At 67.8% G+C, this 867-nt stretch carries 2 protein-coding genes; both read right to left on the minus strand.

All coding sequences use genetic code 11. The features are described 5' to 3' along the window. Positions 1-466, minus strand: a 466-nt coding sequence (locus ROA7023_RS23605; RefSeq protein WP_143535746.1) for a hypothetical protein, incomplete at its 3' end; no start/stop codon positions are given. A 44-nt stretch (positions 467-510) separates the two neighbouring features. Then, a partial coding sequence (locus ROA7023_RS23610) for a hypothetical protein (protein ID WP_306372516.1) occupies positions 511-867 on the minus strand: 357 nt, incomplete at its 5' end.

An 867-nucleotide genomic window follows, 5' to 3' on the forward strand; every position in this document is an offset into this window, starting at 1 on the left:
GAAGCTCGACCTTGAGCGTGCCGGTGCGCACGGTCCGCGCGGGCTCGAAGCCTTTCCGGATCGCGTCGGGCCAGGCCGCGTATTTGCGCTCCGGCACCTTGATGGCGATGTCGACATATTGTGCGGGATTGTCACCGGCATCGCGAATGCGCGCGACCATCGCGGCGAGCTTGTCCTGATCCCAATCCACGCGCTTGGGCAGGTCCGCCACGACGGTGAAATCGCCGTCGTGGAACCGGACAGTGCCAGTGTCCTTGGCCGCGGCCCGCCGTTCCTCGATCGCGCGGTCGGCGTAGCGGACGCTCAATGCGCCATCGAGGCGGGCCTTGGCGGCCTTGTCGCGCCTGAGGCGTGCGTCGATCTCGTGCTGCAGTACCGCCAGCATTTCGACCGGCAGGTCGGCGATCTCTTTTGGGTCGAGCTCCGGCAGATCGTCGGGCGTCGGGGTGTTCTCGGGAAAGGGCATGAAGGTGTCTCCGCGATCGGGGAAAGGGGTCTGGATGGGGGTACTCACGCCGCCTGCTCCTCGAGCAGCAGCGCCGACAGCGAGGCTGCGGCGGCCTTCGGTTTGGGGCGGGCGACGGCGATGTAGGCGAAGCGGTCCGGGCCATCGCGCTGCTGCACGAGGTGGACGAGGCCCTGCTCGGCGGCCCAGAAGGCGCGTCCGGCCAGTCTGGCGAGCTCGCCGCGCGCCTTGTCGTCGAGCGCGCTGAACAGCGGATAGGTGTCCAGCACGAGATAGCCGCGATGGTATTCCAGCCGGTCGCCGGGAACGGCCTGAGCCACCCAGGCACAGAACTCGATTTCCCCGAGCGGTCGGCTGGCGCGGGCGGTGGTGATGGGTGTCGTCTGCATGAACATTATCTC

It is taken from the genome of Roseisalinus antarcticus, from assembly GCF_900172355.1.
GTDB lineage: Bacteria > Pseudomonadota > Alphaproteobacteria > Rhodobacterales > Rhodobacteraceae > Oceanicola > Oceanicola antarcticus_A.